This is a genomic window from Leptothrix sp. (in: b-proteobacteria), from assembly GCF_965250675.1.
Lineage (GTDB): Bacteria > Pseudomonadota > Gammaproteobacteria > Burkholderiales > Burkholderiaceae_C > Sphaerotilus.
Genome location: NZ_CBDFPH010000003.1, coordinates 71,748 through 91,725 on the forward strand (window position 1 = coordinate 71,748; position 19,978 = coordinate 91,725).

19 protein-coding genes, 1 pseudogene and 1 riboswitch are annotated in these 19,978 nt (G+C 59.4%); of the genes and pseudogenes, 8 read left to right on the forward strand and 12 right to left on the reverse strand.

Features of this window, described 5'->3' with window-relative positions:
* The first annotated feature begins 1 nt into the window (after nt 1).
* Both AC5IG3_RS05775 and AC5IG3_RS05780 read left to right on the forward strand, forming a co-directional pair.
* Nucleotides 2-1,660 (forward strand): efflux RND transporter periplasmic adaptor subunit, encoded by a 1,659-nt coding sequence (locus AC5IG3_RS05775; protein ID WP_491905342.1) that lies wholly within the window; start codon nt 2-4, stop codon nt 1,658-1,660.
* Nucleotides 1,657-4,818 (forward strand): efflux RND transporter permease subunit, encoded by a 3,162-nt coding sequence (locus AC5IG3_RS05780; RefSeq protein ID WP_491905343.1) that lies wholly within the window; start codon nt 1,657-1,659, stop codon nt 4,816-4,818. Before AC5IG3_RS05775 ends, AC5IG3_RS05780 begins: the two co-directional genes overlap by 4 nt.
* A gap of 230 nt (nt 4,819-5,048) precedes the next feature.
* Here the strand turns inward: AC5IG3_RS05780 and AC5IG3_RS05785 are convergent, their stop codons facing one another.
* The 10 genes from AC5IG3_RS05785 to AC5IG3_RS05830 form a co-directional block, all read right to left on the reverse strand.
* Complete coding sequence (locus AC5IG3_RS05785; protein ID WP_491905344.1) at nt 5,049-6,371, reverse strand: MFS transporter; 1,323 nt, start codon at nt 6,369-6,371, stop codon at nt 5,049-5,051.
* A riboswitch (Fluoride riboswitch) is annotated at nt 6,355-6,402 on the reverse strand. It overlaps the preceding gene by 17 nt.
* Before the next feature lie 29 nt (nt 6,403-6,431).
* On the reverse strand, nt 6,432-7,049 hold the full coding sequence (locus tag AC5IG3_RS05790; RefSeq protein WP_491905345.1) for a fused DSP-PTPase phosphatase/NAD kinase-like protein: 618 nt from the start codon (nt 7,047-7,049) through the stop codon (nt 6,432-6,434).
* A 459-nt stretch (nt 7,050-7,508) separates the two neighbouring features.
* Complete coding sequence (locus AC5IG3_RS05795) at nt 7,509-8,864, reverse strand: ATP-binding protein (protein ID WP_491905346.1); 1,356 nt, start codon at nt 8,862-8,864, stop codon at nt 7,509-7,511.
* Nucleotides 8,840-9,502, reverse strand: coding sequence for a response regulator (locus tag AC5IG3_RS05800; RefSeq protein ID WP_491905347.1), 663 nt, complete (start codon nt 9,500-9,502; stop codon nt 8,840-8,842). Before AC5IG3_RS05800 ends, AC5IG3_RS05795 begins: the two co-directional genes overlap by 25 nt.
* A 60-nt stretch (nt 9,503-9,562) precedes the next feature.
* Nucleotides 9,563-9,988 carry a histidine kinase gene (locus AC5IG3_RS05805; RefSeq protein ID WP_491905348.1) on the reverse strand — a complete coding sequence of 142 codons (426 nt, stop codon included), beginning with the start codon at nt 9,986-9,988 and terminating at the stop codon, nt 9,563-9,565.
* A 34-nt stretch (nt 9,989-10,022) separates the two neighbouring features.
* On the reverse strand, nt 10,023-10,799 hold the full coding sequence (locus AC5IG3_RS05810) for a COG4705 family protein (protein ID WP_491905648.1): 777 nt from the start codon (nt 10,797-10,799) through the stop codon (nt 10,023-10,025).
* 69 nt (nt 10,800-10,868) lie between these two features.
* Nucleotides 10,869-11,465 carry an undecaprenyl-diphosphatase gene (locus AC5IG3_RS05815; RefSeq protein WP_491905349.1) on the reverse strand — a complete coding sequence of 199 codons (597 nt, stop codon included), beginning with the start codon at nt 11,463-11,465 and terminating at the stop codon, nt 10,869-10,871.
* Nucleotides 11,466-11,517: 52 nt separating this feature from the next.
* A complete protein-coding gene (locus tag AC5IG3_RS05820) occupies nt 11,518-11,850 on the reverse strand; it encodes a PepSY domain-containing protein (protein WP_491905350.1) in 333 nt (110 codons plus the stop codon).
* A gap of 249 nt (nt 11,851-12,099) precedes the next feature.
* Nucleotides 12,100-13,515 (reverse strand): heavy metal sensor histidine kinase, encoded by a 1,416-nt coding sequence (locus AC5IG3_RS05825; RefSeq protein ID WP_491905351.1) that lies wholly within the window; start codon nt 13,513-13,515, stop codon nt 12,100-12,102.
* A complete protein-coding gene (locus AC5IG3_RS05830) occupies nt 13,516-14,199 on the reverse strand; it encodes a heavy metal response regulator transcription factor (protein WP_491905352.1) in 684 nt (227 codons plus the stop codon).
* Between the two features lie 69 nt (nt 14,200-14,268).
* On the opposite strand from AC5IG3_RS05830, the gene AC5IG3_RS05835 reads away from it, so the two are divergent.
* The 6 genes from AC5IG3_RS05835 to AC5IG3_RS05860 are packed head-to-tail and all read left to right on the forward strand — an operon-like array spanning nt 14,269 to nt 18,864.
* Nucleotides 14,269-14,628 (forward strand): hypothetical protein, encoded by a 360-nt coding sequence (locus tag AC5IG3_RS05835; protein ID WP_491905353.1) that lies wholly within the window; start codon nt 14,269-14,271, stop codon nt 14,626-14,628.
* Nucleotides 14,625-16,061, forward strand: a complete 1,437-nt coding sequence (locus AC5IG3_RS05840; protein ID WP_491905354.1) for a TolC family protein — start codon at nt 14,625-14,627, stop codon at nt 16,059-16,061. The genes AC5IG3_RS05835 and AC5IG3_RS05840 overlap by 4 nt, the downstream gene beginning before the upstream one ends.
* A 15-nt stretch (nt 16,062-16,076) precedes the next feature.
* The gene (locus AC5IG3_RS05845; protein ID WP_491905355.1) at nt 16,077-17,489 is read left to right on the forward strand and encodes a multicopper oxidase family protein; all 1,413 of its coding nucleotides are present in this window, start codon (nt 16,077-16,079) and stop codon (nt 17,487-17,489) included.
* A 28-nt stretch (nt 17,490-17,517) separates the two neighbouring features.
* Entirely contained in the window at nt 17,518-18,006 is a 489-nt protein-coding gene (locus AC5IG3_RS05850) for a cupredoxin domain-containing protein (RefSeq protein WP_491905356.1), read from the forward strand.
* A 26-nt stretch (nt 18,007-18,032) separates the two neighbouring features.
* Complete coding sequence (locus tag AC5IG3_RS05855) at nt 18,033-18,515, forward strand: DUF411 domain-containing protein (protein ID WP_491905357.1); 483 nt, start codon at nt 18,033-18,035, stop codon at nt 18,513-18,515.
* A 7-nt stretch (nt 18,516-18,522) separates the two neighbouring features.
* Nucleotides 18,523-18,864 carry a copper-binding protein gene (locus AC5IG3_RS05860; RefSeq protein ID WP_491905358.1) on the forward strand — a complete coding sequence of 114 codons (342 nt, stop codon included), beginning with the start codon at nt 18,523-18,525 and terminating at the stop codon, nt 18,862-18,864.
* Between the two features lie 200 nt (nt 18,865-19,064).
* On the opposite strand, the pseudogene AC5IG3_RS05865 reads toward AC5IG3_RS05860, so the two are convergent.
* Together AC5IG3_RS05865 and cadR are read right to left on the reverse strand one after the other, a co-directional pair.
* A pseudogene (locus AC5IG3_RS05865) lies at nt 19,065-19,238 on the reverse strand (transposase); the annotation flags it as partial.
* A gap of 164 nt (nt 19,239-19,402) precedes the next feature.
* Nucleotides 19,403-19,834, reverse strand: a complete 432-nt coding sequence (cadR, locus tag AC5IG3_RS05870; RefSeq protein WP_491905359.1) for a Cd(II)/Pb(II)-responsive transcriptional regulator — start codon at nt 19,832-19,834, stop codon at nt 19,403-19,405.
* Nucleotides 19,835-19,978: the final 144 nt, after the last annotated feature.

A 19,978-nucleotide genomic window follows, 5' to 3' on the forward strand; every position in this document is an offset into this window, starting at 1 on the left:
CATGAAGACCACGAAATTCTTGATCGGCATGCTGGTCATTGGCACCTTGGGCGCAGCCGGCTATGGCCTTTACGCCACGGGCATGCAACGTGGCATGGACATGAACGCTTCGAACAGCACGAAACCGATGCCAGTCACCGTGTCTGCCAGCAGTCCGGCAGCAGCAGCAACCGAGGACGTTCCTCAAAGCATCGCTCAAGGCGAAGACGCTACCCGTCGTCACATCACCTCCGGCATCAAGGCCGGCGATGTCGATCCAGTGACGGGCAATAAGATTCTCTACTACCACGACCCAATGGTGCCGGGGAACAAGTTTGACAAGCCCGCCAAATCGCCGTTCATGGACATGATGCTGGTGCCCGTCTACGCCGACAACGATGGCGACGGGAGCAAGGTGACGGTCAGCCCGCGCATCCAGCAGAACCTGGGCGTGCGCACGGCACTGGTCACCGAAGGCACCTTGTCGCCACAGGTGTCGGCCGTTGGCAACATCGCCTTCAACGAACGCGATCAGGTGCTTGTGCAGGCCCGCAGCACTGGGTTTGTCGAACGCCTTCATGTTCGGGCGACGCTCGACCGGGTAAGCAAGGGGCAAGCGCTGGCCGAGTTATACGTACCTGACTGGATCGCCGCGCAGGAAGAGTTCCTGTCCGTGCGTCGCATGAAGGGAATCGACCTTGCATCGCTCGTTGATGGAGCCCGCCAGCGCATGCTCCAGGTTGGTATGAGCGATGCGCAGATCGTGCTGGTGGAAAGTACCGATCGCACCCAGCCACGTATCACGCTGACGGCGCCGATCAGCGGTGTTGTTACCGAGCTGATGGTGCGCGAGGGCATGACCGTGATGGCAGGAGCAACTCTGTTCCGCATCAATGGCCTCGGCACCGTATGGGCCAACGCTGAAGTCCCCGAGAGCCAGGCGGCGTTGCTGCGCTCCGGTGTGAAGGTGCAAGCCACCAGCCCGGCGACACCAGGTGCGAAGTTCGACGGCAAGGTGCAGGCAATCTTGCCTGAAGTCAACCCGACCACCCGCACGCTGAAGGCGCGGCTTGAACTGGCGAATGCGAATGGGGCCTTGGTCCCGGGTATGTTCGTGCAGATGCAGTTCATGGACCGGCGCAGGGACAAGGCACTGCTCGTGCCGACCGAAGCCATCATCCAGACTGGTAAGCGCGCGGTGGCGATGCTGGCTGAGGACAACGGCCGCTTCCGCCCGGTCGATGTCGAGCTCGGCATTGAGAGCGGTGGGCAGACCGAGGTCAAGCGCGGTCTGCAACTCGGCCAACGCGTGGTGGTGTCGTCACAATTCCTGATCGACTCCGAGGCCAGCCTCAAAGGCATTGAGGCGCGCTTGAACGTCGAGCCCAGGCCGACCGCTGCCAGCACTTCGCCCCGGCACGCAGGCACCGCGAAGATCGAAGCGATCGGCACCGACACGATGACCTTGTCGCATGGACCGATCGCGTCGCTGAAATGGCCAGCGATGACGATGGACTTCAAGCTGCCCAAGGGCGGAGTCCCACGTGGCCTGGAGGCCGGTGACCGGATTGACTTCGAGTTCTACATGGACGTGGAGAGCCTGCCGCAACTCACCGGTACGACTTTGCTGCAGCCTGCGCCGAAGGCGCCTGCATCCGCAACCACAGGGAGCAAGCCATGATCGCCAAGCTGATCCGCTGGTCCATCACCAACCGTTTCCTGGTGCTACTCGCCACGTTAATGCTCAGCGCCTGGGGTGTCTATTCATTACAGCGCACGCCGCTGGACGCGCTCCCCGACCTCTCGGATGTGCAGGTCATCATCCGCACGACCTACCCGGGCCAGGCGCCGCGCATCGTCGAGAATCAGATCACTTACCCGATAACGACGACGATGTTATCGGTGCCGGGGGCGAAGACGGTACGGGGCTACTCGTTCTTCGGCGACAGCTTCGTCTACGTGCTGTTCGAGGATGGCACCGATCTTTACTGGGCGCGCTCGCGCGTGCTGGAATACCTGAACCAAGTCCAGGCCAAGCTACCACCGGGCGCGAAGGCCACGCTCGGGCCGGACGCCACCGGAGTCGGCTGGATTTACCAGTATTCGCTGGTGGACCGCAGTGGCACGCAAGACGCCGGTCAGTTGCGTGCCTTGCAGGACTGGTTCTTGAAGTTCGAACTGAAGACCGTGCCGAACGTCGCCGAGGTTGCGTCGGTCGGTGGCATGGTGCGCCAGTACCAAGTCCTGCTCGACCCCGACAAGCTGGCCGCTTACGGCATCCCGCATTCCAAGGTGGTCGAAGCGATCCAGAAGGCTAACCAGGAAGCTGGCGGCTCGGTGCTGGAACTCGGTGAGGCCGAGTACGTGGTGCGCGCTTCGGGCTATTTGCAGTCGCTCGACGACTTCCGCAAGGTGCCGCTGGTGAGTACCGCCGCAGGCGTATCGGTGCGGCTTGGCGATGTGGCGCGCATCCAGGTTGGCCCCGAGATGCGGCGCGGCATCGGCGAACTCGACGGTGAGGGTGAGGCCGCTGGGGGTGTGATCGTGATGCGCTCAGGCAAGAACGCGCTGGAGACCATCGCTGCCGTCAAAGACAAGCTCAAGACGCTTCAGGCCAGCCTACCCAAGGGCGTCGAGATCGTGCCTGTGTACGACCGATCCGGTCTGATCGAGCGCGCAGTGGACAACCTCGGCTACAAGCTGCTCGAAGAGTTCGCCGTCGTCGCCGTGGTGTGCTTCATCTTCCTGTTCCACCTGCGCTCTGCCTTCGTGGCCATCGTCTCGCTGCCGCTGGGCATCCTGATGGCCTTCATCGTGATGCATTACCAGGGCGTCAACGCGAACATCATGTCGCTCGGCGGTATCGCCATCGCGATCGGTGCCATGGTCGATGCGGCGGTGGTGATGATCGAGAACGCGCACAAACACCTGGAGCGCTGGAGTCACGAGCACCCCGACCAGACGCTCGAAGGCGAAGCGCGCTGGAAGGTCATCGGCGACTCGGCCGCCGAGGTCGGGCCGGCGCTGTTCTTCTCGCTGCTGATCATCACGCTGAGCTTCATCCCGGTGTTCACGCTGGAAGCCCAGGAGGGACGGCTGTTCTCGCCGCTTGCTTTCACGAAGACCTATGCCATGGCTGCTGCGGCCGGACTGTCGGCAACGCTGATCCCCGTACTGATGGGCTACTTGATCCGGGGCCGCATCCCGGACGAGAAGACCAACCCGCTGAATCGACTCCTGATTGCGGTGTACCGGCCTCTGCTGAACGGGGTGCTGCGTGCGCCGACGACGACGCTGGTGGTTGCAGGCATCGCCTTGGTGCTGAGCCTGTGGCCCTTGCAGCACATCGGTGGCGAGTTCATGCCGAAGCTCGACGAAGGCGACCTGCTGTACATGCCGTCGGCACTGCCTGGCCTGTCGGCCGGCAAGGCCGCCGAACTGCTCCAGCAGACCGATAGGCTGATCAAGACCGTGCCTGAAGTCGCCAGCGTCTACGGCAAGGCTGGCCGCGCCGAGACCGCGACCGACCCGGCGCCGATGGAGATGTTCGAGACCACGATTCAGTTCAAGCCAAAGAGTCAGTGGCGGCCCGGCATGACGCAGGACAAGCTGGTCGATGAACTCGACCGCATCGTCAAGGTGCCAGGGGTGGCCAACATCTGGGTGCCGCCGATTCGCAACCGCATCGACATGCTGGCCACTGGCATCAAGAGCCCGGTGGGCGTGAAAGTGGCCGGTACCGACCTGGCCGTGATCGACCGTGTGACGGGCGAGATTGAGAAGGCCTTGAAGGATATGCCAGGTGTGAGCAGTGCGCTGGCCGAACGTCTCACGGGTGGTCGCTATGTGGACGTGACGATCAACCGCGATGCCGCCGCGCGCTTCGGCATGAACATCGCTGACGTGCAGTCCATCATCACCTCGACGGTGGGCGGCGACAACATTGGTGAGACCGTCGAAGGCTTGCAGCGCTTTCCGATCAACTTGCGCTATCCACGAGAAATGCGCGACTCTCTGGAGAAGCTGCATGTGCTACCCATCGTCACAGAGAAGGGTGCGCGGCTGGTGCTGTCCGATGTGGCCGACATCCGCATCACTGACGGTCCGCCGATGCTGCGCAGCGAGAACGCGCGTCTCTCCGGCTGGGTCTACGTGGACATCCGTGGACGCGACTTACGTTCGGCAGTGAAGGATATGCAGCGCACGATTGCCGAGAAGGTCGTGCTGCCGATGGGATATTCGATCTCGTGGTCGGGCCAGTTCGAGTTTCTGGAGCGCGCGACCGCGAAGCTGAAGATCGTCGTGCCGTTCACTCTGCTGATCATATTCGTGCTGCTGTACGTAACCTTCAAGCGCTTCGATGAGGCCCTATTGATTATGGCCACACTGCCATTTGCGTTGGTTGGCGGCATCTGGTTGCTGTACCTGCTGCGCTACAACCTCTCGGTCGCAGGCGCGGTGGGTTTCATTGCGTTAGCGGGCGTGTCGGCCGAGTTCGGCGTGATCATGCTGCTATACCTGAAGCATGCGTGGAACGAGCGTGTCGATGCGAATACAACGACGAACGACGACTTGCTCGACGCAATTCGTGAAGGTGCTGTCTTGCGCGTGCGCCCCAAAGCGATGACGGTCGCAGTGATCCTGGCCGGCCTGTTTCCCATCATGTGGGGCACAGGCACGGGTTCCGAGGTCATGCAACGTATCGCTGCGCCGATGGTCGGCGGGATGATCACGGCGCCATTGCTTTCGATGTTCGTGGTGCCTGCTGCCTACTTGCTGATGCGCCGGCGGCGTACGCGGTCCGTTGTAATCAATGGGATGGATGCCTCCACTTCCTGAAACCCGCTCGCCCAGCGATCTGTGACCAACCTGCGGCAAGCGCCCGCCCGTTTGAAGCAGGTTTGCAATCGTCATTGACCGCTTCCCAGTCTGTCGCGCGCCGTACGACGGGCATTTATGCCCTCATGCTGCCTGTGCGGGCGTACCTGCGCTCAAGAGGCCAGCCACGCCAGCCTGCGCGCCAGCGTCATCGCCCGTACCCGCTCCGACAAATACGATGAGGTAGCTGTTCATGCTGGCACCACACTGGGAGCCAGATGGCGACGGATGGCCAGCAGTCCCAATAACGCTACGCCCGCAAAGCCAGCACCGGCAAGGAACGTTGTCTGAGCGCCGAGGCTGTCCCACAACAGCCCGGCCACCACGCTCGCCACCAGCAATGCGCCACCCGTCAGCAGGTTGAACATGCCAAAGGCCGTTCCCCGCAACTCTGGCGGCGAGGTATCCGCTACCAGCGTGGCAAGCAGTCCTTGGGTGAAGCCCATGTGTAGGCCCCACAGGGCAACCCCGATGGCAACGCCAGCAATACCGGGCGCGAAGGCCAACACCAAATCCGCACCCACCAGCAGCATTAGACCGATGATGAAGACGCGGTGTCGTCCCCCGTCGTCAGCCAGCACCCCGGCAGGGTAGGCCGCGAGGGAATAGACCACGTTCATCACGACAAGAACGGCGGGAACCAGCATGACAGGCAAGCCAACCGCTTGGGCGCGCAGCACCAAAAACGCCTCGCTGAAGCGGGCCAAAGTGAACACGGTTGCCACAGCGATAACCAGCCAGTAGCCCCGCCCCAGCCGGGCCAGCTCGTCGCGGTGCAAGGGAAAGCGTACCGGGCGAAGCCCTGGCGCACGCTCCGGCTCGCGTACAGCAAACACGATCAATACGAGGGCGAGGAAGCCCGGAACAACCGCCAGCCAGAACACCGCCTGGAAGTTGTCCGCAGTCAGCCACATCAACAAAATCGCGAACATCGGGCCGATGAACGCCCCGGCGGTATCGAGCGACTGGCGAAGCCCAAAGCTCGCGCCCCGCAGGTGCGCGGGCGCAATGTCAGCCACAAGGGCATCACGCGGCGCGCCGCGTATTCCCTTGCCAACGCGGTCGATGAAGCGGGCTGCCACCAGCCATGCGACCGACGGAGCAAGCGGGAACACCGGTTTTGTGAAGGCCGCCAGACCGTAGCCGAGAACCGCGAGGAGCTTGCGTTTGCCGAGCCAGTCGGACAATGCGCCGGAGAACACCTTGGTGATGGAAGCGGTTGCCTCGGCAACACCTTCGATGAGGCCAACCGTGGCGGCAGAGGTGCCAAGCACGGTGACAAGGTAGACCGGCAGCAGCGCGTGAATCATCTCCGAAGAGATGTCCATGAGCATCGAGACGAAGCCCAGCGCCCAGATGCCGGGCGGGATGGCGCGCAGCGTAGCGCGGTTGAGTTTGGCGGAAGCTGGTACGGTCAAAGCGTCACCCGGTTGTTCTTGGTGACGCAGCTTGTCCGGCGTGGAAATGGCATGATCCTGCCGGGTGCGCATTGGCACCTGTTCAGCAGGAGTCATCAGCCACGGCGGCGGTTGTCGGGGGACTCCACACATAGCCGATGATGCCTTGATTCCGGCCTATGGAGAAGCGGTTTTATTCAGGTGTACTGGCACCAGTTCGGAAGGTAGCTTGTCCCGTTCGGTTATCTCGAAGAATGTTTTATCCATTGCCACTGTGTCACTCCACAGCCAAGGAAAATGCCCATATCTGAATGAAAGCTGCCCGCTGGCCGTCTTTGCGGTTTTGTTTTCAACCAGATATTCATAAAGGGCACTGGCAAGGCCCGTCCGGTCAGCTCCGGCCTTGCAGTGAACAAGAAGCGGGCGCGGTGCAGTACGCAACGCTTTTATAAGAGCGTTCAATGTTTCAGCATCAGGCTTGTTATTGGCTGAAAGCCTGATATCGATATGGTGTGCGCCGGTTTCACGAACTGCGGCTATTTCTGCATCATACCAATCAGATCCGATATTTTCACCCCTTAGATTGATGACGGTACGGATGCCCTTTTCTTTAATGATGTTTTTGAACTCGTCACCGTTTAACTGGGCAGACCTATAAAACTGACTCGGCTCGATTTCATGAACGTTGCCGGAGTATTGTAAATATCCAGCCCATGCAAACATCGAGAGCACAGCAAATAAGGTTGCTGACAAAAAACGGATAAGCGGGCGGCGGTAGGGCATTGGAATTTTCATTTAAATTGATTGGCGCAAAACAGATCGACCCGTCACGCACTGTATTACATCCATTGTCTCAAAGTCTCAGTCATGCCGAAAAATCGATTTGTTTTTTATACATTGAGCCTTACTGTTAGCCACCCGAAGGAAAGCGCAGCCAAGGGTGGCGGTAGCAACTAGCGCAAGCGTGGCTTGCCAGTCGTAGGCGTTCCGGTAGCCGTCGAGCATTTCGGGTCGCAAAAAACAGGGTCAATGAGGACTCCGAAGTGTCGCCTAGATCAACGCCTGAGGCTAGCCACAGGAACCAATCCGACCAGCGGAGCGGTGGCATGGTCAGCACGAGGCGGGCGTGATGTCTGGAGCGCATACACCAGTATGCGTGCGGCGGTCTGAATTTTGCCTTAAATCTGGTTTCTACTTGATAAGTAGCGGCGTGATAATTGCAAACATTATCTAGGATTGCCAACTGATGTATTCCTACTGAGCGACTTGTAAAAATGAAACTACGACGCGCAGGCCGGTTTTCTCCGAGGTGTTGACATGCTCCAAATTGATATGGGCACCGATTCGCTGGGCGATGGATTGCACAATTGACAAGCCCAGCCCTGAGCCCATTTCCCCGCTGCCCAGCAGGCGGTAAAACGGATCAAACACGCGCGCACGCTCCTCTTCGGCAATACCGGGGCCCGTGTCTGCAATTAGCAACTCCGTACGACCCTCAGCGCACCGTGCGGACAGGTCCACCCTGCCGCCTGCTGGCGTGTAGCGGATAGCGTTGTCCACCAAATTTTTTACCAATGTGCGAAGGTCAATCTCGGTCGCCAGCACTGTGTAGTCTTGCTCGCCTAGCATTCCCAGGTCAATTTGCTTTGCTAGCGCCAGGGGCATCAGGGCTTCCGCGACTTGCAGAAAGACCGCGAACACCGAGACCTGCTGCAGGGCCTGCTGCGGACCATCTTGAGCGCGGGCCAGGGCTAACAACTGGTCCAGCAACTGACGCGAGCGCTCCAGACCACCCTGCAATGCGCCCAGGCGCTCCCGGGCCTGGGCGGACATATCAGCTGCACCCAGCAAGCCAGACTGCAGCGACAGGGCGGTCAGTGGTGTTCTTAGCTCGTGCGCGGCATCGGCCAGAAAGCGACGCTGTCCGGCCATGGACTGCGCCACCCGCGACAGCAGCCGATTGATGGCAACCACGAAGGGGCGCAGCTCGGTGGGAATGCCGGCCTCGCTCATCTCGCGCAGATCGTCCTGTGCGCGCTGGTCGATATCCAGCGCTAGGTCCTTGACCGGCTTGAGCATGGCGCGGATCAGTGCGCCCACCAGCAGCAGCAGGATGGGGATGAGGATGGCAATCGGCAGCAGGGTACGCAGGGCGCTGTCGCGCGCAATCTCGTCGCGCACGCTGGTCATCTGTCCCACCACGATGCGCGTGCCGGACTCCAGCGTCTCCACCACCACGCGCCAGTCCTGCCTATCCACGCTGACGGTTTGCACCCCGTCCGCTATGTTGGCGGGGAATGCAACGGCCGGACCAGGCGGTGCGATAGCCAGCTGGCCGGGCGGAGCCAGCACCTGCAGCACCACCAAGGACTCGGGATCGAGCTCGGACGCATCGCTCGGCCCGGCTGCCTGCGTCAGCGGCACACGCTGGCGGCGCACCACGGCAGCGATCTGGCGCAACTGGTCGTCCTGTAGCTCGTTGGCCTCTCTGAAGGCTGCACTAAAAGAAAACACGCCGGCGGCCAGCGCCACCCCGCCAATTACCAAGGCCAGCCACGCCGACAGCCTGAACTGCAGCGAGCTTCCTAGTTGCCCTTTTCGACCATCCATCCCATCCCCCTGATGTTTTTGATGGCATCGCTGCCAAGCTTCTTGCGCAGCGCATGGATCAGGAACTCCACCGCGTTGCTCTCGACTTCCTCGTTCCAGCCGTAGATTCGGTCTTCCAGGTCGGCACGCGACAGAATGGCGCCAGGCCGTACCAGCAAGGCCCGCAATAGCGAGAACTCCCGGTTGGACAGGCGGCTCGGCTTGCCGCCCACGCTGACCTCCTTGGTAGCGGGGTCTAGCGAGATCACGCCGTTGGACAGCACGGAGCCGGCTACGCCGCCCTGGCGGCGGATAACGGCCCGCATGCGCGCCAGCAACTCGCCCATCTCGAAGGGCTTGAGCACATAGTCATCCGCGCCCGTGTCGAGTCCGCCGATGCGGTCCTCCAGCGTATCCCGCGCAGTAATGATCAGCACCGGTACTGTGTTTTCACTGGCGCGCACAAAGCGCAAAACCTCTATGCCGTCTTTCTGAGGCAAGCCCAGGTCCAGCAGCACGGCGCCATAGGCCTGATTGGCCAGGGTGGTGATGGCCGTCTGGCCGTCGCGCACCCAGTCCACGGCGTAGGACGCATCCTTGAGGGCCTGCTCAACGGCCGCTCCGATCATCCGGTCATCTTCTACCAGCAACACACGCATCAAAGGGGCCTATCAAATGGCTTGTGACCGCTAGACGATGAACTGGAATTCCAGTGGTTTTCAGTTCGGTGCGTTGCTGGGGTCCAGCAGCCGCAGCAACTCGGCCATGGCCGTCTTGCAATCCGCTGCCTTGGGGCTGCCAGTGCGCAGCGCCTCTAGCGCCCTGTCCAGGCTCTTGTCGATCAAATGCCAGTCCGCAGCAGCACGCGGCTTGAGCCCGGCTTCGGCCGAGTCCCACGCGATTTCCAGGTCCTTGATGCGCATCTTTGCGCCAGCCAGGTCGCCTTTGTCCACGCGCGCAGCAACGTCGGCAGCAATGTTTCGGAAGGCTGACAGATTGCCTAGCTTGGACGGGGCTGCTACGCGGGCTTCGACCAGCGGTGCACCCATGACCGGAAGCATGCTGGACGCGCCGAGGGCAAGTAGGGTAAGGGCAACGGCGCCGCAAAAGCTGCTAAAAGATTTGGCTTGGACGGGTGGTTTCATGGGAGAACTTTCAGTTGTTGGAAATGAGCTCTGCTCAGGCACCGGCAAGACGGCCGTTGAGTTGTGACTTGCGCTGTGCCATGGCAACCAGCACGGCGATGGCAGACAGGAAAATGACACTGGTCCACAGAGCGCCGAGACCCAGCCCGCCGTATTCGGTGGCCTGCGATAGCCAGTCGCCCATTGCGGCACCCAGGGGCCGGGTCAGGATGTAGGCAAGCCAGAAAGCAAGCACTGAATGAACACCCAGGCGATAGGCTACGACGGTCAACGCGATGAGGACGCTGAACACCACCACGCCCAGCTGGAAGCCTAGGCCCAGCGCCTCGGTTGCCAGGTCACCCGCAGCAGTGCCTAGGGCAAAGGTGCACAGGATGGTCAGCCAGTACCAGGCCTCGCGCTTGCGAGTGTCAATGCGGTTGATGGACAGAGTGCCCTCGCTTCGGTACCACAGCGCAAAGGTCGCCAACAGCAAGACCAGGAACGCAGCCGTACTCACGTACAGACTGACTTCCAGCCCGTCTGTCAGTGCGTCGGTGATCTGCGTTCCCACGACGCTGACCAGTACCACGGTCAGCCAGTAAGACACCGGATGGCAGCGGCTGGAGCGCATCTGTACAAACAGGGCACAGGCCAACGCTATCAACATGGCGATACGGGTGCTGGTTTTTCCAAGGCCCGCGTCAACCGCCAAGTAGTCGGCCACCGTCTCGCCCACCGTGGTGGTCATGATCTTGATGAGCCAGAAACTCAGCGCTACGGCAGGCACCTTGTTGAGCGAATCGGCGCTGATATTGAGGGAAGTTTTCATGTTCATTGCTTATTTGAATGTGAGAAATTCCCGACTGTGCTGCGGCAGACTTAGCAGGAACTTAGAGGCTCAGCCACGCAGCCAGCCGCGGCGGATGAGAGGGCCAAATACACCCTGGTGCAACAGAGATGCCCAGCGAAACAGCGGCTCCACAAACCACCGCTCCTCGCGGAAGCACAGGTAAGCGCTTAGACCTGAGACCGCCGCCGCGCCCACCATGTCCATGGGGAAATGAACACCCAGGTAGATGCGGGCCCAGGCCATGGGTAAGCCCAGCAGTGTCAGCACTACGCCGGCCAAGCGGGGGCGCTGGTGCAGCAGAAAGCTGAAGGAGATGCTCCACATCAGCGTTAAGTGGTCGCTGGGAAAGGATGCATCGGCCACATGCGGAATCAGTTGGTGACCCAGGCCCAGCGTGAAGGGGCGCGGGTGATTCCACAGCATGCCTATGGCCTGCGCTATCAGCAGCCCGGCTAGGCCTGAGGCGGTCGCTTCCAGCATCAACTTGCGAAGTTTCTCACTGCCCCTCATCCAGCCGACCAGCAGCGCAATAGGCGCCAGCCAGATGAGTTGCTGGGCCAGAAATCTGGCGGTCAGTAGGACAAATGCATTGGGGTTCTCTGGCGCATTGAGCAGCAGAAACAGTGTTTCATTGAGGTTTTGCATGGTGTCGGTCGCACCGCATGCCGGGGCCGTAACCCCTGCGTGCTGCGATGGATCAGTCTTTCTTGTCGTTGTCGTCGTCGCGGTCGGCGATGTCTTCTACCGAGGAAATGACGGTGCCCTTGTCTGCATCAACGCGGATGTCAAATACCTTGGCACCGGCAAGCACCTCGACGTCATAAGCCCAACCCGCTGCAGTCTTCTCGTATTCGGCACGCGCGGCCTTGCCATGGACCAGCTGCTCTGCGGTCGCAATGGCCTGAGGCATTGAAACCTTGGCCATCTCTATGTTGACGGCATCGTTCTGCGCGGTGTTTGCCGCATAGGCTGTGACGGCAACTGCCAGTAAAGCCACCGCCGACAGGCCAATCTTTGTGTGGGTAAGCATCACATTCTCCGTTGTGGAAACACGCAGGTATTTGCGTGATCTGGAGAATAGAAAGCCAGACTTAGCTGGCCCTGAGCGAGGGCGGCTCCAAACCGACACTTCGCTCAAAAGCTGCCGTGTGTTTGGAAATCCCTCGCGCAACCGTAAAATCCTAAAAGGCAGCTCGTTCTGTTTGTGTTGGTTGTAGCATCCTGACGATGCTCAGAAGGTGATCGCAGCGGCTAGGTGTCAGCTCGGTGACGGCTAATTTCAGGACTTGGTCGTCGCAGCGCCACCGTCCTTGACGTGACACTTCGGGAAGAGCATGCGGAAAGCGGTGAGACCATCCTGGGTGCAGGCGTCCACCATCCCACCGTGGGCTTGCACGATGGCTCGTGTGATAGGCAGACCCAAGCCGGCTCCTTCTGATGAAGGATGCGCCCGCGCTGGGTCAGCTCGGTAAAAACGGTCGAACATACGCGGCAGTACCTTGGGATCAATTGCATCTCCAGAGTTCTCCACGACCACTAGTGTCCCCTCCACCGTTTCGCTGATCTTGATCTGGATGGTTCCGTCGGTGTGGGTGTGCTGAAGCGCATTCGACAGTAGGTTGCTGAGCGCGCGGCGGAACATCAGGCGGTCCCCTGAGATGCGGCCATCACCGCGAAGACTCAACTGAACGCTTTTTTCGTCCGCCAAGACCTCATAGAACTCCAGTAAAGCCTTCGCGTCCTCAACCGCAGAAAACAGCTCCTTGTTCGGCAGGTCCACGCCTCGCTCGGTCTTGGCCAGAAACAGCATGTCTGAGACCATGCGTGCCAAGCGCTGAAACTCCTCCGAGTTAGATTCAAGAATATAGCGGTAGGTATCAGTATCACGCTTTGACGACAAAACCACCTGTGTCTGTGTCAGGAGATTGCTGATTGGAGTACGTAGCTCGTGGGCCAAGTCAGAAGAAAACTCTGACAGACGCTGAAAATCGTCTTGTAAGCGATCGAACATCCGATTAAGTTCCTCTGCCAAGTCTGCCATCTCCACGGGAACTGCTTCGACGGGCATGCGCTGGCCGAGCCGCTGGGCAGTGACGGCTGCTGCGCTGGATTTCATCGCTCGCAATGGAGATAAACCTGTGTAAGCAGCGAGCCAGCCCAGCAAGCCACTGATTACAACAGCCAACCCAGCACAAAACGCCAAGGTTCGCTGCAGCTGGGCCATGAAGTGGGCATGGTGCGCCGTGTCTATGGCAACCACGATAGTCATGTTGGATGATTTTTCATAGGCCGGACTCGCCTGAAAAATAAGTCCACGAAATTCCTGCCCATCGTCTCCCCACTGCAAGAGCTCCTGCCGTTTAATGGGGTCAATTCTTGAGGACAGGAGCTTTGGCGGCTGAAAAGAATTTGATTTAAAAAGTGTCGCTCCTCCTGCTGCTTCGACCAACACATACAGGTCGTGGTGATTGCTCAATGCCTCGCCCAGGCGCGATTGCGTATTACTCATGGAATTGGACGTAGTGATAATTTCTTCAATCAGGTGTTTTTTGTCCTCCAAGGACATTCGATCCAGTGCCACGAAGTGCCGATCGGTCAGGACTATGAGCAGCACCCCCATGCCCAGCACGAGGGAGGCCGCTGCTAGCGTGAAGAAGCCGGTCAGCCGGCTGGTGAGAGAGAGAGACCTCCACATTCAGGAACCCTCAGGTTCTTCCAGCACATACCCCATGCCACGCACGGTCTGGATGAGCTTCAACGCCTGTCCGTCATCGATCTTCAGTCGCAGGCGGCGCATCGCTACCTCGATGACGTTGGTATCGCTGTCGAAGTTCATGTCCCAGACCTGAGAAGCGATCAGTGACCGGGGCAGCACCTCACCCTGCCGCCGCAGGAGCAACTCAAGCAAACCAAACTCCTTGGCTGTCAGATCGATGCGTCGACCACCTCGGGAGACTCGGCGGCGCAAGAGGTCCAGTTCCAAGTCGGCGACGCGCAGCGTCGTGGGGTCTGTTCCGCTACGTCCTCGGCGCAGGATGGTTCGTACCCGCGCTAACAGTTCAGCGAATGAAAAAGGTTTGATCAGATAGTCGTCTGCACCCAACTCCAGGCCTTTGACCCGATCTTCCACATGGTCGCGTGCTGTCAAAAACAGCACGGGCATTTGCAGGCCATGCTTGTGTAGAGATTGAAGTACTTGCCAGCCATCTAGCCCTGGCAGCATCACATCCAAGATCACTAGGTCGTACTCACCGTGTAGCCCTAGGTGTAGCCCGTCATGGCCGTTCTGAGCTAGGTCGACCACGAACCCCGCTTCACTCAGCCCTTGGCGCAGGTATTCACCTGTTTTGGGTTCATCTTCAACGATCAAAATTTTCACGGGTGCGCTCTGTTGGGTAAAAGTGACCAAGTTCCCAGTGTGCCGATCTTCCGCGTACATAGAGTCTTCATGACAGAAATGTCATCTTTCCGACAGCTTTTTGACGGGGCTGGACTTTCAAAATTCATTTCACTCAGTTTCAGTAGTAGACAGCGCGAAAAGCACATGCAAATACTTTTCATTTATTCGGCCGTTAGGAAGATGTCCCCTTGGGCATTGACCTTACTCGCGAGCGTAACTGCAGCACAGACCCCGGCAGAGTCGACCAAGGTGATGCCGCCGACCAAGCTGCAGTACACATCCTCCCTAAGTGCATACCAAGGTTACGCTGATGAACCTGTCCAGTCATGGCGCGAAGCCAACGATCGGGTGGAGCGTATTGGTGGCTGGAAGGCGTATGCCAAAGAGTCGAAGGCGAACAAGCCATGAGGCGTGTGCTGCAGTCCTCTCGCGGTCGACTGGTCTTGTCAGCCGCCACTCTGGCGGTACTGTCGGGGTGCGCCAGTGTCAGCCTCGAACAAAACGTACGCCGGGTCAATGACGAGGCGGGATCTTTTACCGATGGGCGGCTGAGCCTCGCTCGCACGCCTGCTGAACGCGATCAGCGAACTCAGGCTGCAGAGGCTCTACTGGGAGCTCCGCTTGGTCAACGCGACGCGGTTCATTTAGCGCTTGTCAATAGTCCCTCCTTGCAAGCGCTGCTGGCACGTGGTTGGGCGGAATCCGCTGATGCGGCGCAGTCGGGTCGCATCTCCAATCCGATGTTCAGCTTTGAGCGTATGGTGCTCACAGGTGGCAATCTTGAACTGACTCGTGCCTTGTCATTCGGGTTGTTAGACCTTTTGATGCTGCCTGGACGCCAAGGCCTAGCGAACCAGCGAATCGCGCAGTCCCAACTGCGCCTGACCAGCGAAGTCATTGATGAGGTAACGCAGGTCCGCCAAGCTTGGGTGCGTGCTGTAGCAGCCCAGCAGACATTCACCTACGCGCAGCAGGTCTATGCCAGCGCTGAGGCAGGCGCCGACTTGGCTCGCCGCCTGCAGTCGGTCGGAACGTTCAACCGACTCAGTCGGGCACGCGAACAGGCCTTTTATGCAGATGCCGCCACCCGGTTAGCGACTGCTGGTCATCAAGTCACGGCGAGCCGGGAGGAACTAGTGCGTTTACTGGGACTTGACGAGGCACAAGCAAGTAGGCTCTTGCTACCAGAGCGTTTACCTGATCTTCCAAAGCAAGCACTCGATCCGGATGCCATTGGATCCCAGGCGAGCCGTGGTCGATTGGACATAAGGCTGGCACAAGCCGAACTGGATACATCGGCCAAAGCACAAGGCATAAACATGTTCACTAGCTTCACTGATATTGAACTGACTGCACGTCGTAATACCCAGTTCGATAACGTCGCTGGCACCCGATCAGGCTCTCGCGGCTACGAGGTCGGGATTCGACTCCCTCTCTTTGACTGGGGTGGCCTACAGCGCGACGTCATGAATGCACGTACGCTGGCGGCCGCCAATCAACTGGAGGCTACGGTGCGCGCTGCCGGATCCAGCTTGCGCGAGAGCTATTCAGCGTACCGCACAGCCCACGACATTGCACGCCATCACCGTGACGAAGTCGTGCCGCTACGGAAAGTCATCTCGGACGAAAACCAGCTTCGCTACAACGGCATGATCATCGGTGTATTCGAGCTGCTAGCCGACTCGCGTGATCAAGTGAGTGCCGTCATGGCAGCCATTGACACCGAACAGCAGTTTTGGTTAGCCGACGCAGCATTGCAGGCTACCTTGATCGGTCGGCCCACCAATACGACGCTTTCTACGACCTCCAGCGCACCAAGTGGCGGCGGTGCAGGGCACTGAGCGCAGGAATTCCCCATGACATCCAGAAGAGAGTTTTTCAAATACGCAGGCATTGCAGGCGGTGCCGTTGCAGCCAGCTCTGTGAGTCGCGTGGCGATGGCCGCGCTGCCCGAGCCCGTGATCCAGACCCGCCCCGACACGATGGCGCCGCTGGTGCCAAGCAGCGGCCAGCATTACAACCCGGTAGTCACACTCAATGGTTGGACTTTACCCTGGCGTATGAACCAAGGCGTCAAGGAGTTTCATCTGGTCGCTGAGCCGGTCGTGCGTGAAATGGCGCCAGGTTTCAAGGCCCATCTATGGGGTTACAACGGTCAGAGTCCCGGTCCGACCATTGAGGTGGTGGAGGGTGACCGTGTGCGGATCTATGTCACCAATAAGCTGCCAGAGCACACCAGCGTCCATTGGCACGGTCAGCGCTTGCCCAGTGGCATGGATGGTGTGTCCGGCCTGACGCAGCCGGCCATCCAGCCCGGCAAGACCTTCATCTACGAGTTCGTGGCACGCCGCCCTGGCACTTTTATGTACCACCCGCATGCCGACGAGATGACGCAGATGGCCATGGGCATGATGGGCTTCTGGGTAACACATCCGAAGGCAAAGCACCCATTGATCGACGAGGTGCAGCGCGACTACTGCTTCCTGCTCAACGCCTACGACATCGACCCGGGCAGCTACACGCCCAAGACGATGACGATGACTGATTTCAATCTGTGGTCGTGGAACAGCCGCATCTTCCCAGGCATCGACACGCTGAACGTGCGCCTGAACGACAAGGTGCGCATTCGCATCGGTAACCTGACCATGACGAACCACCCCATCCATGTTCATGGTCACGAGTTCACCGTGACCGGCACCGATGGCGGTCCTACGCCTACTGGCTCACGCTGGCCCGAGGTCACGGCCGACATCGCGGTTGGACAGATGCGTCAAGTCGAGTTTGTCGCCGACGAAGAAGGCGACTGGGCGTTCCATTGCCACAAGAGCCACCATACGATGAATGCAATGGGCCACAACGTGCCGACGCTGATCGGTGTGGACCACAGCGGTGTGGTTAAGAAGATCAACGGCCTGATCCCCGAGTACATGGTGATGGGCGAGCGTGGCATGGCCGACATGACCGAGATGGAGATGCCTATCCCCGACAACACCGCGCCGATGATGACCGGGGAAGGTCCGTTCGGCTCGGTGGAGATGGGTGGCATGTTCAGTGTCCTCAAAGTACGCCGTGACCAGAAGCCAGGCGACTACAAGGATCCGGGCTGGTTCAAGCACCCCGCAGGCACGGTAGCCCACGAATACACCGGCCCGCTGGCTGAGCCTGCTCGGTTCAAGGCGGAGGGTGGTCAATCCATGCCACGCGTCCAGCAACCTGCCAGCGCCACTGAAGTTCAAGTCCGAAAACCTACGTCGCACAGCGGCCACTGAGATATTTTTACCCCCTGGAGACCCACTGATGACTTCCAAGCTTTCGCACACGAAACAACTCGCCGCCCTGACCGCACTGGCCCTATCTGGTGTCGCCTTTGCTGGTGGCAATCACGCAGGCGGCCATGACGATGGAGAAACCGCCATCGGCAAGCCCGGCGTGGCAGCTAAAGCAGCTCGCACCGTCAATATTGAGATGAACGACAACATGCGATACACGCCGTCGGATATCCAAGTCAAGCAGGGCGAAACGGTTCGCTTTATCGTGATGAACAATGGCAAGGTTAAGCATGAGTTGAGCCTTGGCACCGAGAAGGAACTGCTTGAGCATCTGGAGCAGATGAAGAAATTCCCTGACATGGAGCACGATGAGCCGAGCAAGGTTTCGCTGGCCCCCGGCAAGCAGGGTGAAATCGTCTGGCAGTTCACCAAGGCTGGCGCGGTCAATTTCGCCTGCTTGATGCCTGGGCACTTCGAGGCCGGCATGAAGGGGGCGGTCAAGGTTGCTAAGAAGTAACTCTAACGACCACCGGAGTCCTTGCAATGCAACTCGCCACTGCCCAACCAGACCGAAAGCGGCGAACGTTGCTGCTTGGCTCCTTTGCCCTCGGTGCCTCCTCGCTGGCCCTGGCTGTTGAGAAACAACCGATTTCTGTCCAGGTTTGGAAGGGCCCGACCTGCGAGTGCTGCAAGGACTGGGTTCTGTACCTTGAAAAGAACGGATTTGTCGTGAGCGCCCTCGATCAGGGCAACAGCCTGGCCCGCGCTCGCCTCGGAATGCCGTTGATCTTCGGTTCCTGCCATACGGCGTTGGTCCAAGGGTATGTGCTCGAAGGGCACGTCCCGGCGGCGGACATCCGGCGCATGCTCAAGGAACGACCCCAGGCACTCGGGCTGGCTGTACCGAGCATGCCCCTCGGGTCACCCGGGATGGATGGTCCCACCTATGAGGGACGCCGCCATCCCTACCAAGTGCTGCTGGTCCAGAAGGACGGCTCGGCACAGGTTTTCAACTCCTACTCGTGAAGAAACCATGAACACGTTCAAACAGATTTTCGCTATCTCCGCTCTGGCCCTGGGGGTTGCCGTGCCCATAAGCGGCTTCGCTCAGACAGCGATGGAGCCAGGCAAGATGGACCCATCACAACAGGCTGCCATGACAGATGGGGAGGTGAAGAAGATCGACATGGAGGCTGGAAAGATCACTCTCAAGCACGGTGATATCAAACACATGGACATGCCCGGCATGACCATGGTGTTCACCGCCAAGGACAAGAGCCTGCTCACCAACTTGAAGCCCGGGGACAAGGTCAAGTTCATGGTCGTCAACGAGGGCAGCAAAATGATGGTTACAACCATTCAGATTGCTCGGTAAAGAACTGTGTGTTGCTTAGGGAACCTCTGCATTACCCACCCAGCACCGCACTGATGGACATCGAGTCGTCCACCTGAGCTTGTTCAAGCCGCCGATCAGCGCATTCGAGGTGGGTTTTTGCGCCCGACCGGCCACGCGCCGGTTTTCAGGCGCACCCAGGCCGGGGGCAGATTGGCCAGCGCGAACAGAGTCTGCAATTACGCCCTGTTCTTGGCCAATTCTGAGTAATGCATCTTGACGTGGCTGAACTGGCGCTTGAGCACCTGGAACGGGTGTTCGACCTTGGCCCGAATGCGCGCCTTGATGTGCTCGATCTCGTCGGTGATTCGCCCCATCGGATCGCTCTTGTCGAGTTGCTGGCGTTGGCCCAGCCTTCACTCAAGAGTGGACCGTAAATTGTCTGAGGGAAGCCTGCTGGGGTGTCAGGATTTCTGTGTGTCAGGCTTTGCTGAATTAGCGTAGGACGGTTCATGGAAGTTTGAACCGCCTTTTTTGTCCGTACACGGATCTGGTCCTGCTCCCACCAGCTCACGCTCGTTCAACCCACATGGGTATGTCGTACCTGCTTCTGCTCGGTTTCCATCGCCGCCAGCCCCTGAAGAATTCCGCACTGCTGCACGGCTTGTTCACTGCTACATCGCAGCCGTAACGTCCCCAGTTGCTGCTTGAGTTGGACGAGTTCCCGGATTCGCTCATCGACATGGGCGATGTGCTGATCGAACACTGCATTGATCGCACCGCAGCCTTCGGCAGGTTGATCCGCCAAGCCTAGCAGGGCGTGAATTTCTTCGTGGCTCATGTCCAGCGCACGGCAGTTACGGATGAAGCGCAGGCGCTCCAAGTGCTCGGCGCCGTACACCCGGAAATTGCCTGACGTGCGAGCGGGGGCCGGCAGCAAGCCCTCCTTTTCGTAATAACGCACCGTCTCAACGGTGCATTGCCCTGCTTGTGCCAGTTCACCTATTTTCATAACGCCTTTAGAGAAATGTATTGACTCTATAGTAACTATAGGTTGTGTAATGAATTCAGTCCATTCGATCCACATCATGTCTGCCCAGCACAAACATCATTCACACGACCATACGCACGGTCATTCTCACGATCATGGTGAGGG